Annotated in this window: 2 protein-coding genes; one reads left to right on the top strand and one right to left on the bottom strand. The window is 75.2% G+C overall.

Features of this window, described 5'->3' with window-relative positions; all coding sequences use genetic code 11:
• Positions 1–699, bottom strand: a 699-nt coding sequence (locus DVA66_RS20350) for an NYN domain-containing protein (protein ID WP_157974202.1), incomplete at its 3' end; no start/stop codon positions are given.
• A gap of 68 nt (positions 700–767) precedes the next feature.
• Here DVA66_RS20350 and DVA66_RS20345 point away from each other — a divergent pair.
• Positions 768–1497, top strand: a 730-nt coding sequence (locus DVA66_RS20345; protein WP_232822103.1) for a DNA glycosylase AlkZ-like family protein, incomplete at its 3' end; no start/stop codon positions are given.

The raw sequence follows: 1497 nt of genomic DNA, 5'->3' as shown, positions 1-1497 counted from the left end.
GGCCGTGGTCGGTGCCCGGCCGGAGCCGCCGCCACGTCGCCCAGCCGTCCCCGGCTCGTCCGGGGCCGTCGCGGCCGCCGTCGGGCGCTCCGGCTCCGGCTCGGGCTCGTCCGGCTCGTCCGGCCCGGCGGTGAGCCCGGGCAGGGCGCCGTAGGTGATCAGCTCGTCGCAGGCCGCTCCGAGGGACCGGCTGGTCGAGCCGGCGACGCCCACCCCGACCACGTAGCGCCCCAGCCGCTTGCAGCGCTGGGCCAGCGGCACGTAGTCGGAGTCCCCGGCCACGATCACGACGTGGGTGAGGTCGGGCAGCCGGAACATGTCCTCCACCGCGTCCACCGCCAGCCGGATGTCGGCGCCGTTCTTGGCGTAGGCCGCCGCCGGGAACAGCTGCACCAGGTCGACCGCGCGACCGACCAGCTGGCGCTGGTAGCGCGAGTTCACCGGGGCCGACCAGTCGGCGTAGGCGCGGGTGAGCACGATCGTGCCGTAGGAGGAGGCGAAGTCGATGATCGCGCCGACGTCGACCGTGGCGGCGTCCAGGCGCTCGGCCATCGCCGCGCTGGGCTCGCCGTCGGCGTCGGTCTCCCGGGCGCGGTCGCGGGAGAAGGCGTTGCGCCCGTGCTCGTGGTCGTAGTGGGAGATGACGATGTTGTCGAAGTCGATGTAGACGGCCACCCGGGCCTCGTCGGTGTCGGTCATGGCTCCTTCCTGGTCGGTGCGGCCAGTCTGCCCCGTCGCTGTCGGTGGCGGGCACTAGCCTCCCGATCATGCCTCGCGAGACGTTGACCCTCGCCCAGGCGCGGCGGGTGGCCGTCGCCGCCCAGGGCCTGACCGGGCGTCCCGACCGAGACGCCACCGCGCGCGACGTGCAGCGCCTGGTCGACCGGCTGGCGCTGCTGCAGATCGACTCGGTCAACGTGGCGGTCCGGGCCCACCTGATGCCGCTGTTCTCCCGGCACGGCCCCTACGCCCCCGCGCTGCTGGCCCGGGCCTCCGGACGCCGGCCGCGGCGGCTGTTCGAGTACTGGGCGCACGAGGCCTCGCTGGTCGACGTCGCGCTGCAGCCGGCGCTGCGCCCGCGGATGCAGGTGGCCGCCCAGGAGGCCTGGGGCCGGATGCGGCGGGTGCAGACCGAGCAGCCGCACCTGCTGGCCCGGGTGCGGGAGGAGGTGGCCGCGCGCGGCCCGATCAGCGCCCGCGACATCCAGCACGAGGAGGAGCGATCGCGAGAGCACTGGGGTTGGAACTGGTCCTCGGTGAAGGTGTGCCTGGAGTGGCTGTTCTGGGCCGGTGAGATCACCGCCGCCCGCCGCAACGACCAGTTCGAACGGCTCTACGACCTGCCCGAGCGGGTGCTGCCGCCCGAGGTCGCCGCCGCGCCGACGCCGGCGCCGGAGGAGGCGGTGCGGACGCTGGTGCGCCGGTCGGCCCGGGCGCTCGGGGTGGCCGACCTGCGGGCGCTCGCCGACTACTTCCGGCTGAAGACCGCCCAGGTGC

Origin of the sequence: Desertihabitans aurantiacus, assembly GCF_003344635.1 — a bacterium.
Taxonomy (GTDB): domain Bacteria; phylum Actinomycetota; class Actinomycetes; order Propionibacteriales; family Propionibacteriaceae; genus Desertihabitans; species Desertihabitans aurantiacus.
Note: the sequence above shows the minus strand (reverse complement) of the source record. Positions and strands in the feature narration are given on the sequence as shown.